The sequence below is a fragment of the Carnimonas nigrificans ATCC BAA-78 genome, assembly GCF_000526695.1.
Taxonomy (GTDB): Bacteria; Pseudomonadota; Gammaproteobacteria; order Pseudomonadales; family Halomonadaceae; genus Carnimonas; species Carnimonas nigrificans.
On record NZ_JAGO01000011.1, the window covers coordinates 211,217 to 224,624 of the forward strand.

Below are 13,408 nucleotides of genomic sequence, written 5' to 3' on the forward strand. Positions count from 1 at the left end.
ATGGCTGACCTGATTGTCTCCACGGGCAGCACTCAATTGGCCTGGCAGGGGCGTCTGGCCACCTTGCTGGAGCTGCTGGAGGACAATTGCCTGCCCGTCGAATATCAGTGCCGCTCGGGTTTTTGCGGCGCTTGCCGGGTGCGGTTGCTGGCAGGTCGGGTACGCTATCGGCAGCCACCGCTGGCCTGTCTGAGCAAGGGCGAAATTCTGCCATGCTGCTGTGTGCCCGAGAGCGATATTACGCTGGCTCTTGAGCATCCCCCCTGAGATAAGCGTAAGGCCAGCGTAAGACAAGAGCCAGGCGGCCAGCTTTCCTTCGTGGGCAAATGACGTGCTGGCGGCTGCCAAAAAGTAGCCTTGGGGCAAGAAGTAGTAAAATAACGATAAAAACAACGTTTTTTCATCATTTAAGTAATTGCATGATCTTTAATCACGTAGACTTTATTAACTTCATAAATATATCTTAAAAGGCATTTTTTAATGATATTTTTTCTGTAATACTCATTCGCGAATTTCACCCATGTGGATTTATTTCTGCATTTATATTTTTGCGGGCGTTAGTTAAAAGAGGCGCCATCTATCGCTATGGCCATGACGGATAAAGTACTGATGCGAGAAACGGCTTCCATTCACGGTGAGCAAGGCACCGTTTATCTCAACCTTGCCCGTGCCGAGTTAGTGGAACACTCCCTTGCTCGTCACGAAACCACGCTGGCCTCGACGGGGGCAGTCTGCGCAGCCACCGGAAAACGCTCCGGGCGCTCGCCTGCTGACCGTTTTATCGTCAACAACGTCACCAGTGCCGAGAGCATCGATTGGGGCGCAGTCAACCAGCCCTTTCCTGCCGACCGTTTCGAGCAGCTATGGGAGCGCGTTGCCCTCTATCTGGAAGTGCGCGAACAGTTTGTCAGTACCCTCCACGCAGGCGCTGATTCAGCGCTGTATGAGCCGCTGCGCGTAACTGCCGAGAACGCCTGGCACGCGCTCTTTGCATCCAACATGTTCATTCGCCCTGAAGCCTATAATCCCCGCCAAAAGCCGGAGTGGACTGTTCTCAGCGCGCCCTGTTTCGAATGCGATCCCGAACGTGACGGCACTCACAGTGATGGCTGTACCATTATTGATCTGGAAGGAAGGCGGGTGCTGCTGGCCGGTATGCGTTATGCGGGCGAGCTGAAAAAAGCGATGTTTTCGGTGCTTAACTTTTTACTGCCGGAAGAAGATGTACTGCCGATGCACTGTAGCGCCAATGTGGGCGACGACGGCAAAACGACGCTGTTTTTCGGGCTATCAGGCACCGGTAAAACCACGCTTTCCGCCGATCCCGAACGCTACCTGATCGGCGACGATGAGCACGGTTGGACGCAAGGGCGGGTATTCAACTTTGAAGGCGGCTGCTACGCCAAGACCATTGACCTTTCCGAAGCCAATGAGCCGCTGATCTGGAATGCCATTCGCTTTGGGGCTGTGCTCGAAAACGTGGTGCTCGATGAGCAGCGTGTTGCTGACTACAGCGATACCCGTCTGTCACAAAATGGCCGTGTGGCGTATCCGCTTGAGCATATTGAGCGTCGTGCTGACAGCAACAGTGGCCCTGAACCGAGCGCTATCGTGTTTTTGACCTGCGATATGACGGGGGTGCTGCCGCCGGTGGCGCGACTATCGCGGGAGGCGGCGGCCTATCACTTCCTGTCAGGCTATACCGCCAAGGTAGGGTCTACGGAGATGGGCAGCCATGCCGCGCTGTCGGCTACCTTCTCTACCTGCTTTGGCGCGCCGTTCTTCTCAAGGCCGCCCAGCGTTTACGCTGACTTGCTGCGCAAGCGCCTGGATAGTTTCGATACCCATGTGTATCTGGTCAATACCGGCTGGACGGGCGGTGCTTATCAGCAGGGTGGTACGCGTTTCAGTATTCCCACTACACGGGCGGTGATTCGCGCCATTCAGAAGGGGGAGCTGGATCATGCACCGACTACCCATTTGCCTGGGCTTAATCTTGAGGTGCCCACGGCAGTGACAGGGGTAGCACCAGAGCTGCTGGACCCGCGTGAAGCGTGGGGAGATGAAGTCGCCTATCAAGCCCACGCCGCGCAGTTGATCGAGCAGTTCCAGCACAATTTTGCGCGCTTTGATGGCATCGACCCCGCCATCGTGGCCGCAGGGCCTCAACGGTTCTAGCGCTCCGCTCGGTTCGCTGAACAACCGCCTATGCTGAGTCTGGGTATAAAGGGTTCACTCCGCCTGTATCAGCCACGTTTACTGATACAGGCTTTTTGGGGCCGAGCCGAATTGGTCTGGCGGCATTAAAAGTGGTCTAATCGGCGCTCCCTTGTGCAACGAATCGCTGACAGGCCCATGGATAATTCGCACTCTCCCGATCTTCCCAGTGTCATTCTTGAGAAAATCGCTCACGAATTGAACGTTCGTCCGCAGCAGGTAAAGGCCGCTGTTGAGCTTCTGGACGGAGGCGCCACGGTGCCCTTTGTCGCTCGCTATCGTAAAGAGGTGACAGGCGGGCTTGATGATTCACAGCTTCGTACCCTGGATGAGCGACTGCGCTACCTGCGCGAGCTGGAGCAGCGCCGGGCCAGCGTGCTTGAAGAGATCGCTGCCCAAGGCAAGCTCGATGCGGCGCTGGAAAGTGCGATTCGTGCGGCTGATACCAAGCAGCGCCTTGAAGATCTTTACCTTCCCTATCGCAAGAAGCGCCGTACCAAGGCACAGATCGCGCGCGAAGCGGGGCTTGAGCCACTGGCGGATGCGCTGCTCAGTGATCCCACTCTTGATCCAGCCACGACAGCGCTGCCTTACGTAGAAGCGTCGCAGGCACTGGTCGGTGAAAATGGTGATTCGCTGGCGCTGGCGGATACCAAGGCGGCGCTTGATGGCGCCAAACAGATTCTGATGGAGCGCTTTGCGGAAGATGCCGAGCTGCTGGAGCGGCTGCGTGAGCGACTGTGGTCGGAAGGTGACATTCACGCCACGGTAGTCAAGGGGCAGGAGCAGCAGGGCGCCAAGTTCTCCGACTATTTTGATCATCGCGAGCCGCTCGCCAAGGCACCTTCCCATCGTGCGCTGGCGATGTTTCGTGGCCGCAATGAAGGCGTGCTGGCCGTGGCGATCAAGCTGCCCGACGAAGAAGAGGCCGTGCGTCATCCTGCGGAAGCCGAGATTGCACGACGTGTACAGATTCAGGATGAAGGTCGTCCCGCGGATAAATGGCTGGCCGAGGTGGTGCGCTGGACCTGGCGAGTAAAACTCTACACCAGCCTTGAATCCGAACTTTTCATGCGCCTGCGTGAGCGAGCCGAACAGGGGGCCATCGACGTATTCGCCGATAACCTCAAGGATCTGCTGCTGGCCGCGCCTGCTGGCCCACGCCCGACCCTGGGGCTTGACCCGGGCCTGCGTACCGGCACCAAGGTGGCGGTGGTTGACGCCACTGGTAAGCTGGTCGATACCACCACCATCTATCCGCATGCACCGCATAACCGGTGGGATGAGTCGCTGACGGTGCTGGCGGCACTTTGTCAGAAACATGGCGTTGAATTGATCGCAATTGGCAACGGCACCGCCAGCCGCGAAACCGATCGTCTGGCGCAGGCGTTGCAGCGCCAGCTACCGCCGGTCAATGGACGTGCCGTGACCAAGGTGGTGGTCAGTGAGGCGGGCGCCTCGGTCTACTCCGCTTCAGAGTTTGCCGCACGGGAATTTCCTGAACTCGACGTAACGCTGCGTGGCGCTGTCTCCATTGCCCGTCGCTTGCAGGATCCGCTGGCCGAGCTGGTCAAAATCGAGCCGAAATCCATTGGTGTAGGGCAGTATCAGCATGATGTATCGCAGCTACAGCTAGCGCGTGCGCTCGATGCGGTGGTGGAGGACTGCGTGAATGCCGTGGGCGTTGAGCTGAATATGGCCTCACCTGCGCTGCTGGCACGGGTGTCGGGCCTCAATGCCACGCTGGCAGAAAACATTGTCGCCAGGCGCGATGCCGCGGGAGCGTTCAGTTCGCGAGAAGCGCTGAAAGAGGTGAGCCGTCTCGGGCCGAAAACCTTCGAGCAGTGTGCAGGCTTTTTGCGCATCTCGAACGGCGACAACCCCCTGGATGCCTCCGCGGTGCACCCTGAAGCCTATCCGGTGGTCGAGCGCATCGCTACCAGCGCAGGGCGTGAGCAGGGCAGCCTGATTGGTGACAGCGCCTTTCTGCGCAAGCTGGAGCCGCAGCAGTTCGTGGATGAGCGCTTTGGTCTGCCCACCGTGACGGATATCCTCAAAGAGCTGGACAAGCCAGGACGCGATCCGCGCCCCGAGTTCAAGGCCGCCGAGTTCAAGGAAGGGGTAGAGAAGATCACCGATCTGCGCCCCGAGATGATCCTCGAAGGGGTCATTACCAACGTCACGCACTTCGGTGCATTCGTGGATATCGGGGTGCATCAGGATGGCCTGGTGCATATCTCCGCGCTCTCTGAGCGTTTCGTCAAGGACCCGCGCGAAGTGGTCAAGGCGGGGGATGTGGTCAAGGTCAAAGTGATGGAAGTTGATGTGCCGCGCAACCGTATTGGCCTCAGCATGCGTCTTTCCGACAGCGCTGCGGCGCCGCAGGAGACAGGCACTGCCAGCAGAGAGCCGCGTGCAACGCGCCAGCGCCGTGGATCGGTTGCCGAACCGGCGGCTCCCATGGGCGCGCTGGGGGAAGCCTTGCTGAAAGCGAAGGCGAAAGGGCGACGCTGATTACGGCCGCGTCGGAGCAACGTGGTGGCGTGATCACGCACGCCTTGATCAAATGGCGATAGGCTCGCCATACTCATTCACCATTGGCCGAGTATCCGAGTAACGGTGCCAGGGCGGGGGCTGTTTGCTGCCGTCGCGGCACCGTCTCGCGTGATATGTTATGGCGACACGCAGGGCTTGTCGCCAGCAGGAAAAGGGCGTTAGGCACTCCGACCGACAAAGGGTAGGTATCTGTGACAGATTATTTTGAGGGGGTAGTTTCCGCCCTGTTGCGCAGTGCGCGCGAAGGTCGCCTTGGGCATATTCGCCGCGGCATAGAAAAGGAGGGGCTGCGGGTCGATGGCGAAGGACGCATCAGCCAGCAGCCGCACCAGCACAAGCTGGGGTCGAAGCTAACGCATCCGTACATTACGACCGATTATTCAGAGTCGCTGCTTGAGTACGTCACCCCGGTGTTTTCGAACCCGGTCGATGCACTCAACTTTCTGGCAGATCTGCACCGCATCACCTACCGCTATATAGGTGATGAGGTGGTGTGGCCGGCCAGTATGCCAGCCCGACTCGATGGTAATGACAGCGTGCCCATTGCCGATTTCGGCAGTTCGAACAGTGGCCGCATGAAGCACGTCTATCGGCGCGGTCTGGATGTGCGCTATGGCCGGATCATGCAGTCGATCGCGGGAATTCACTACAACGTGTCGTTCCCCGATGCCCTGTGGCAGATACTGGCGGAGGCCGAAGGCCAGTCGGAAGTAGACATGAGCGACTATCGTTCGGAGAAGTATTTCCGCGTGATTCGCAACTTCCGTCGCCATGGCTGGCTGCTGATGTATCTGTTTGGCGCGTCGCCTGCCATCGACAAGAGCTTTCTTGATGGTCGCGAAGTGAAGGGCTTCGAGGCAGTGGGCAAAAGTACCCTGCTGGCAAGCAAGGCCGCTTCGCTGCGCATGAGCGATCTTGGTTACCAGAACAAGGTGCAGGATCAGCTCAAGGTACGATTCGATACCCTGAACCACTACGTTGAAACCTTGCGCAGTGCAGTCAGCACGCCATGGCCCGCCTATCAGAAGGTGGGCACCGAGGTGGATGGCGAGTGGCGGCAGTTGAGTGACACCATTCTGCAAATCGAGAATGAGTATTACAGCGACATTCGCCCCAAGCGTGTGGTGCGCCATCATCAAACGCCCACACAGGCGCTGGAAGTTGAAGGTGTCGAATATATAGAAGTACGCTGCCTAGACATCAACCCGCTGCTGCCGCTAGGGATTGATGAGCAGCAAACGCGCTTTCTCGATACATTGCTGTTCTATTGCCTGCTGGACAGCGGCGATGTGATCAGCGATGAAGAGGAGCAACGCATCGTCGAGAACCGTAGACGTGTCGTCTCCCACGGGCTTGAGCCATACCTGATGCTGGAAGGCGAAGAGGGCGAACTGTCGCTGGCCGATGCGGGTGAAGCGCTGTTCCGGGGGCTTAAACCGGTCGCTGAAGTGCTGGATGCCAGCGAGGAGGAGTCACCGCACACCGACGCCTTGAATGTCTTGATTCAGCGTCTGCGCGACTCATCTCTTACTCCGGCGGGGCAAATTGTCTATGCCCTGGCGTCGGAGCAGCGCGATTTCGTTGACTGGGCGCTGGCCAAGGCGCATCAGCATGCTGCGTGGTTTGCCGACTCGCTTATCGACCCTGCGCGGGATGCGTGCCTGGAAGAGCTGGCCGAGCAGTCATGGCAGCAGCAGCGCGAGCTTGAGCAGGATACGACGATTCCGTTTGATGAATACGTGCAGCGCTACTTTGCCTGCGCCGAGGAACACGCCGCGCCGCGTTAATCCACACTGCACGGCGGCACGGTGGTGTGCCGCGTTGCCCTATGCAAACTGCGCAACTCGTCGTAGAGTGCCGTGCGAATGTCATTGAGTGAGCAGTAACATGATGAAGAATGTGAACAAGATCGTTGCACGCGGCTGGTGCCTGCTGGGGGCGCTGCTGTGTGTCGCGATGATGGCGGTAGCGCTGCTGCTGCAATATGTGGGCGAACTCGACCCCTGCCCGCTCTGTATTTTCCAGCGTGTAGCCGTGATCGCCACCTTTGTGGTGCTGCTGCCCGGTATCTTTCACAACCCGAAAAAGTGGGGCGGTGTGGTGTATGGCCTGCTGGGGTTGATCACCAGTGGAGCAGGTATTGCGCTGGCTGCGCGACATCTTTATCTGCAAAGCCTGCCGCCCGGTGCCGCACCTTCGTGTGGCCCTGGTCTCGACTACATGCTGGAAGTGATGCCGCTGCAATATGTGGTGCAGGAAGTGCTTCATGGCTCGGGAGAGTGCGCCGAGATTCATGGTGTCTGGCTGGGAATTACGCTGCCGGGCTGGACCATGATGGGCTTTGTGGTGTTGGCGCTGATTTCGCTGCTGCTGATTACCAGTGCCTTCAGCCGTATGCGCCGCAAGCCGAGCAGCCGTCTGCTCTAATGGCGTGATGTTTCGCCAGCGCGTATTGCTGGCGAAACAAGCAAATATATTGCTCGGCACATAAACGACACCCCGAAGATTGGCCCTGCCAGTGTTCGGGGTGTTGTTGTGTCAGGACGTGAGTAACGGCCTTGTTGGTAGCGCAAGGCCCGTGTGCGTTAGCGCAGGCTGATGATCGGCCAGCCTCGTGAGCGGGCCTCGGCGGCCAGCACGTCATCGGGATCGACAGCGACAGGGCGATCCACACGTTCAAGCAAGGGAAGATCGTTGCGGGAGTCGCTGTAAAACCAGGCGCCGTCGCGGGTAATCTCCGGATGCTGCTCCAGCCACTGCTCAAGGCGTGTAATCTTGCCTTCACGAAAGCTGGGAACGCCCGCCAGTTGGCCGGTGTAGTGGCCGTCGCGTTCTTCCAGCTCGATGGCAATCAGATCATCGACGCCCAGCCGCTCGGCAATAGGAGCGGTTACAAAGCGGTTGGTGGCGGTGATAATCAGCAGATAGTCGCCTGCCTCACGGTGCTTGTTCAGCAGCAGCTCGGCCTTGGTCAGCACCATCTTTTCCACTACGTCGCGCATGAAGTCTCTGCGCCACTGCTCCACCTGCGCTCGCGAGTTGTCTGCCAACGGCTTGAGCGAGAATTCCAGATATTCATTGATATCCAGCGTGCCCGCCTGATACGCCGCCAGATAGCGATCGTTGGCCTCACGATAGGCGCTTTCATCGACAGCGCCAATGCTAATCAGATACTCGCCCCAGCAGTGATCGCTATCGCCACCGATGAGAGTGTTGTCCAAATCGAAAATTGCCAGCTGCAAGAGAGCCTCCGTAACCAGAACGGTGCCGCGCATGGGCGGCGTTACCTAACCACACAGTGGGCTCATGCTACCGGATTGTGCGGCATTGCGCTTGGGCATGATGATTTGCGCAGACAAGACCTTTGGCGGCGTGTCGTCAGGCCGTTAGGTTGTTGAAGCGCTTTCGCGCTTTGTGGAAGAATGGAGGTAATGGCGATAGTTGGCTATCGCTCCTCTATTAAATTGCCTGACGGGTACGCGGCTCTCGACATCAAGCGCGCTCGTGCAGGCTGATAAACAAGGGGTATATCCGTGATTGACCCTGATGGCTTTCGCCCTAACGTTGGCATCATCATTGCCAACCCTGGGGGGCAGCTGCTCTGGGCCAGACGGGTGGGGCAGGATGCCTGGCAATTTCCCCAGGGCGGCATCAACGCTGGCGAAACACCGCAGCAGGCGCTGTTTCGCGAACTTGAGGAAGAAATAGGCCTTTGCGCACATGATGTTGACGTGATCGCTTGCACGCGGGGCTGGTTACGCTACCGCTTGCCAAAGCGTATGATCCGCACCCACTCGCGGCCTTTATGTATAGGGCAGAAACAAAAGTGGTTTTTGTTGCAGATGCGCTGCCATGAAAAGCGTATCTGTTTTGATTCGACACCCAAACCTGAATTCGATGGCTGGCGCTGGGTGAGCTATTGGTATCCGTTGGGGCAAGTGGTGCCGTTCAAGCGCGAAGTGTATCGTCGCGCGCTTCAGGAGCTGGCACCACGCCTGCACGGGGCGATGACCCATGGCTCAGCCAGATCGCTATTGCGCTGATGAGAGAATGCCGCACTCTGGTGCGGCATTATTGTGCAAGGTGTAAGGCGCGCTCGCCTGGGCGCGTTCGTACCGCTAGAATGGCGCGCAACCACCTCTTTCGTTAGAGAAGCTGAGCGATTAACGCACGGTAAATACGCCTCCGACCTCATCCTGGAAAATACTATGCTGCATTATCCCCATTTCGATCCGGTGCTGGCCTCCATCGGGCCATTCGCGATTCACTGGTATGGCCTGATGTACCTGATTGGATTTTTGGGGGCATGGTGGCTTGCCCGGCTGCGGGCCGAGCGGATTGGCATCAGCAAGCAGGCCGTCGGCGATATGATCTTCTACGGCGCACTGGGCGTTGTGCTGGGGGGGCGTATTGGCTACGCGATCTTTTACGGCTGGGACTACCTGGTGGCGGACCCGCTGTGGCTATTCCGGGTATGGGATGGTGGCATGAGCTTCCACGGCGGTCTGTTGGGCGTACTGATCGCGATTGTACTGTTCGCTCGCAAACACCAACTGCACTTCATGGAGCTGTGTGACTTTATCGCTCCTATTGTCCCGATAGGGCTGGGAGCCGGTCGTATTGGCAACTTTATCAATCAGGAATTGCCGGGGCGCATCAGTCATGTAGCGTGGGCAATTGACTACCCTAAATATGGCCCCGAACCGCGCCATCCCTCTGCTATCTATCAGTGTCTGACCGAAGGGCTGCTGCTGTTCGTTGTGCTGTGGTGGGTATCGCGCAAGCCGCGTCGCCGTGGACTGCTGGCGGGTCTTTTCGTTCTGCTGTACGGCTGCTTCCGCTTCTTTACCGAGTTCTTCCGCCGCCCTGATCCGCAGCTTGGCTTTATCGCCTTCAACTGGCTGACCATGGGGCAGTTGCTGTGCGTGCCCATGATTTTGATAGGAGGAGCGCTGCTCATCTGGTCGCGTCGCCAGCCGCTGGATCTGACTGGCCCCCATGCCGCCGCGCCTTCCACTGCCGAACAGAGTGAACATAGCCGATGAAACCCTATCTGGAACTGATGCAGCGCGTGCTCGACGAAGGCACGCAAAAATCCGACCGCACTGGCACCGGTACGCTTAGCGTGTTTGGTCATCAGATGCGTTTCAATCTGGCCGACGGCTTTCCTCTGGTGACCACCAAAAAACTGCATTTGCGCTCCATCATCCACGAACTGCTGTGGTTCCTGAAGGGCGATACCAATATCGCTTATCTCAAGGAAAATGGCGTGCGCATCTGGGATGAATGGGCCGATGAAAATGGCGATCTTGGGCCGGTATACGGCTACCAATGGCGTAGCTGGCCGGCACCCGATGGTCGTCATATTGATCAGATTGCCACCCTGCTCGATTCGATCAAGCGCACGCCGGATTCGCGTCGGCTGCTGGTTTCGGCATGGAATCCTGCGCTGGTGGACGATATGGCGCTGCCGCCGTGCCATGCGCTGTTTCAGTTTTATGTTGCTGACGGCAAGCTCTCCTGTCAGCTTTATCAGCGCAGCGCTGACATCTTCCTGGGCGTGCCGTTCAATATTGCCAGCTATGCGCTGCTGACCCATATGATCGCGCAGGTGTGTGATCTTGAAGCAGGTGACTTCGTGCATACGCTGGGCGACGCTCACCTCTACCTTAATCATCTGGATCAGGCGCACGAGCAGCTTTCCCGCACTCCGCGTCAGCTGCCCAGACTGAAGCTCAATCCAGAGATCACCAATCTGTTTGATTTCAGCTTTGACGATATCGCTATCGAAGGCTATGACCCCCATCCGCATATCAAGGCGAAGGTGGCCGTATGAGTACGGACAGCGAAGTCGCGATCGCCATAATTGTGGCCCGTTCAAGTAACGGTGTGATCGGCGTTGAAGGCAAGCTGCCCTGGCATCTTCCCGAGGATCTGCGCTTTTTCAAACGCATGACCAGCCACAAGCCGATCGTGATGGGGCGCACCACTTTCGAGTCGATTGGTCGCCCACTGCCCAATCGCAGCAATATCGTGATCACGCGCAATACCTCCTATCAGGCCGCGGGAGTGAAAGTGGTTCACTCGTTGGAGAGCGCACTGGAGGTCGCCACCGAACAGGCATCTCTTGATGGCGCAAACGAAGTCATGGTGATTGGGGGCGGGGAGATATACGCGCTGGCACTGCCGCTGGCGCAGCGCCTTTACATCACACAGGTGGATATTGCGCTGGAGGGCGACACCTTCTTTCCCGCCATTGATGAGCAGCAGTGGCGGCTGGATGAGCAGGTAGAAGGCGAGCCAGCCGCTGGTCAGCCGCCTTATCGTTTCCTTTGCTATCAGCGCCGACAGTAGACAAACCGCCAACGGCCTAATAGTTGTCGTTTGGTGGATTTGCTCTATTATTGCTGTGTGAGGCGCAGGCACTGAGCGTTAGTCAGGTCTGGCGGCATCACCCACGAGTATTCAATAACAGTCAAGCAGTATGGGGGAACGGTCCAGGTGAGTGACCGGCTAACAGCGTTGATCGACTCGCTCGATCAAAAATCGGAAGCAACCCTTCGTGAGTTGGATCATGTTCGCAAGCGGCTACAGCTGCTTGAAGGTGAAAACAGCGCACTGAAAGAACAACTCGAACAGCAGCAAGCCGCGACGCCGGTCGTTGCTCAGGAGGTGAGCGTTGCAGGTGCCGCACTCGCTGACGCTGAGCCTTCCCGCAGCCCTGTGGGTGATGCTGCGCCTGTTACATCGCAGCCCCACGCTGCCGAGGCGAACCTGCGGGTCGAGGATGAACCTTCAATGAGTGAGCGCGATAGCGTTACCGAGGAGAAAAGCAGTGCCAGTCAGCCAGATGAGGGTGATTCCCGAGGTGAAAGCCCCATGAGCGAACAGACATCAGAGCTGGCCGAAGCCGCTGAGACAAAAACGTCACACGATGTCTCGGCATCGCCTCAGCAAGAAGAGAGCAGCGCCGCAGCTCCCAGCGAGCCACCGCCTTCCCCGCAGGCGCTGCTGAAACACTGGTATTCCCAATATCCCAACGCCTTCTTCACGGCGCATACCAAGCCGCTGAAAATTGGCATTCATGAAGATTTGATCGCGCGTGAACCATGGCCTGCCAAGCTGATCAGGCGAGCGCTTGCCAACTATGTCAATTTGCCGCGCTACCTGAAATCGGTTCGTGTGGGTGTTCAGCGTGTTGACCTGGATGGTCAGCCGGCAGGTGATATCGGTGAGCAGGATGTGCAGCACGCCAGAGAACAGTTGTCTACTCTCCAAAAGCATCGTCGCGAACGCGAAGAGAAGGTAAAGGCCGAGCGCATGGCGCGCAAGCTGGCAGAGCTTAACGCACGATTAGGGCACTGAAGTGTTCTTCAGGTTGTGATAATATTTGCCGTCTAACGAAATGCCAATAGCGGCCGTCGGCTTTCTATGCTAGGGCTGGGCGATCAGGGAGATCACTATGTTCATGCGCGAGATCAACTGGGGTGGGGTGTACTTTAGCCCTATGCTGTTCTTTGTGTTGATCAGCCTGGTGGCGGCCGTTGTGTTGCGTCTCATCATTTTCAAATCGCCCCTGGGGCGTTTTGTTTTACAGGAAGCCTGGTTCGATGTGGCATTGTTTTGCTGCTTGCTGGCGGGCGTGACCTGGTTGGCCGGCTCCTTCTCGGCAACCTTCTGATAATCTTGGTGAAAGGCTAATGCGGACACTCATTCGACTTTTGTTCACATTGTGCATGCTGGCGTTGGTGATCGCAGCAGGTGTATGGGTGTGGAACTATTACAGCTATACACCGTGGACTCGAGATGGAAGGGTGCGTGCGGATGTCACCACGATTGCCCCTGACGTCTCGGGGTGGATCGACACGCTTAACGTGCAGGACAATCAGCACGTTAATAAAGGTGATGTGCTCTTCCGTATTGATCGCGTTCGCTATCAGGCTTCACTGGATCAGGCAAACGCTGCCGCCGAGCAGGCCAGGGTCAGATGGCAGCAGGCGCTTGATGAATATCAGCGTCGTCAGCGCCTCTCCAGCCAGTCGATCTCGCGTGAGGATTTGCAGAACGCCAGACTCTCTGCGGCGGCGGCTGAAGCCTCCTACCACGCTTCCCAGGCCCAGGTAGAGACCGCCAAGATCAACCTGTCCCGTACCGAGTACCGCGCGCCTGCTTCCGGCCACATCGTCAATCTGAGCCTGCGTCAGGGTGATTATGTCTCTCAGGGCACCCCGCAAATGTCGCTGGTACGCGATCACTCCTATTACATTACCGGGTATTTCGAAGAGACCAAGATCGACAGGATCAAGCCGGGCGAAGAGGCACGGGTATGGCTGATGAGTCACTCGAAAAGCCTGAACGGGCATGTGGTCAGTATCGGTCGCGGTATCTCCAATAGCGATACTTCCAAGGGCAATGACCAGCTTCCCACGGTTTCTCCCACCTTTACCTGGGTCAGGCTGGCGCAGCGTATTCCGGTGGATATTCACATTGACCATGTGCCTGAAGGCGTAGTGCTCAGCTCGGGCATGACAGCAACCGTGCGTGTCTATAACGACAGGCACCGCGAACACAATGAGCAGGCTGATCTTCAGGACTCCCGGACTGAGCCTACCAGTCTGCACGACACCGAGTAATT

The 13,408-nt window shown here is 57.7% G+C and carries 13 protein-coding genes; 12 read left to right on the forward strand and 1 reads right to left on the reverse strand.

What is annotated here, in order from left to right:
* The 5 genes from yfaE to L881_RS0104675 all read left to right on the forward strand — a co-directional run bounded on the left by yfaE (position 1) and on the right by L881_RS0104675 (position 7,200).
* Positions 1-267 carry a class I ribonucleotide reductase maintenance protein YfaE gene (gene yfaE / locus L881_RS0104655; protein WP_025732555.1) on the forward strand — a complete coding sequence of 89 codons (267 nt, stop codon included), beginning with the start codon at positions 1-3 and terminating at the stop codon, positions 265-267.
* A 324-nt stretch (positions 268-591) separates the two neighbouring features.
* A complete protein-coding gene (locus L881_RS0104660; RefSeq protein WP_025732556.1) occupies positions 592-2,178 on the forward strand; it encodes a phosphoenolpyruvate carboxykinase in 1,587 nt (528 codons plus the stop codon).
* A gap of 177 nt (positions 2,179-2,355) precedes the next feature.
* A complete protein-coding gene (locus L881_RS0104665) occupies positions 2,356-4,731 on the forward strand; it encodes a Tex family protein (protein ID WP_025732557.1) in 2,376 nt (791 codons plus the stop codon).
* Between the two features lie 233 nt (positions 4,732-4,964).
* On the forward strand, positions 4,965-6,560 hold the full coding sequence (gshA, locus tag L881_RS0104670) for a glutamate--cysteine ligase (protein ID WP_025732558.1): 1,596 nt from the start codon (positions 4,965-4,967) through the stop codon (positions 6,558-6,560).
* A gap of 100 nt (positions 6,561-6,660) precedes the next feature.
* Positions 6,661-7,200, forward strand: coding sequence for a disulfide bond formation protein B (locus tag L881_RS0104675; protein ID WP_025732559.1), 540 nt, complete (start codon positions 6,661-6,663; stop codon positions 7,198-7,200).
* Positions 7,201-7,358: 158 nt separating this feature from the next.
* On the opposite strand, the gene L881_RS0104680 is transcribed toward L881_RS0104675, so the two are convergent.
* Positions 7,359-8,015, reverse strand: coding sequence for a histidinol-phosphatase (locus L881_RS0104680; protein ID WP_025732560.1), 657 nt, complete (start codon positions 8,013-8,015; stop codon positions 7,359-7,361).
* 291 nt (positions 8,016-8,306) lie between these two features.
* Between L881_RS0104680 and L881_RS0104685 the strand changes: the two genes are divergently transcribed.
* The 7 genes from L881_RS0104685 (at position 8,307) to L881_RS0104715 (ending at position 13,406) form a co-directional block, all read left to right on the forward strand.
* Positions 8,307-8,816 (forward strand): RNA pyrophosphohydrolase, encoded by a 510-nt coding sequence (locus L881_RS0104685; RefSeq protein WP_025732561.1) that lies wholly within the window; start codon positions 8,307-8,309, stop codon positions 8,814-8,816.
* A gap of 165 nt (positions 8,817-8,981) precedes the next feature.
* A complete protein-coding gene (gene lgt, locus L881_RS0104690; protein WP_025732562.1) occupies positions 8,982-9,818 on the forward strand; it encodes a prolipoprotein diacylglyceryl transferase in 837 nt (278 codons plus the stop codon).
* Positions 9,815-10,609, forward strand: a complete 795-nt coding sequence (locus L881_RS0104695) for a thymidylate synthase (protein ID WP_025732563.1) — start codon at positions 9,815-9,817, stop codon at positions 10,607-10,609. Before lgt ends, L881_RS0104695 begins: the two co-directional genes overlap by 4 nt.
* A complete protein-coding gene (locus L881_RS0104700) occupies positions 10,606-11,127 on the forward strand; it encodes a dihydrofolate reductase (protein ID WP_025732564.1) in 522 nt (173 codons plus the stop codon). Before L881_RS0104695 ends, L881_RS0104700 begins: the two co-directional genes overlap by 4 nt.
* A gap of 147 nt (positions 11,128-11,274) precedes the next feature.
* Entirely contained in the window at positions 11,275-12,138 is an 864-nt protein-coding gene (locus tag L881_RS13370) for a ProQ/FINO family protein (RefSeq protein ID WP_025732565.1), read from the forward strand.
* A gap of 103 nt (positions 12,139-12,241) precedes the next feature.
* The gene (locus L881_RS0104710; protein ID WP_245587925.1) at positions 12,242-12,454 is read left to right on the forward strand and encodes a DUF1656 domain-containing protein; all 213 of its coding nucleotides are present in this window, start codon (positions 12,242-12,244) and stop codon (positions 12,452-12,454) included.
* Positions 12,455-12,473: 19 nt separating this feature from the next.
* A complete protein-coding gene (locus tag L881_RS0104715) occupies positions 12,474-13,406 on the forward strand; it encodes an efflux RND transporter periplasmic adaptor subunit (RefSeq protein ID WP_025732567.1) in 933 nt (310 codons plus the stop codon).
* Positions 13,407-13,408: the final 2 nt, after the last annotated feature.